This is a genomic window from Paenibacillus sp. MY03, from assembly GCF_002165585.1.
Taxonomy (GTDB): domain Bacteria; phylum Bacillota; class Bacilli; order Paenibacillales; family Paenibacillaceae; genus Pristimantibacillus; species Pristimantibacillus agaridevorans.
Map to the genome: position 1 here is coordinate 1 of NZ_MXQD01000138.1, position 327 is coordinate 327.

General features: G+C 45.3%; 1 protein-coding gene. It reads left to right on the top strand.

Translation table 11 applies throughout. The features are described 5' to 3' along the window. On the top strand, positions 1 to 327 hold a 327-nt coding region (locus tag B1748_RS36255; RefSeq protein ID WP_143810521.1), incomplete at both ends, for an apiosidase-like domain-containing protein.

The following is a 327-nucleotide window of genomic DNA, read 5'->3' on the forward strand; positions in this document are numbered from 1 at the left end:
AATACTGGCAAGCGAGATTTGGAGCCTATCCAGTCCTGTGGACGACTGCGCAGGAAGTAGATCCTGGCCATGAGTTCAATGATTATTGGCATCGGATTGCAAAGGCAATCTATGATAATGACGCTTATCGTCAACCTTTAACTGCACACATGGAAGGCGGAGATGCAAGTATTTCAGGGTGGGCAGACAAGGACTATCATTCCTGGTTTGGCGTACAGCCGTCCAATCTGCAAAAAGACGGTTATCAAACCTTCTGGGAGTATAACGCAACAAAACCTTATGTTGCTTATGAAACAGGCTATGAATTTAATCGGGTCACAACAGATG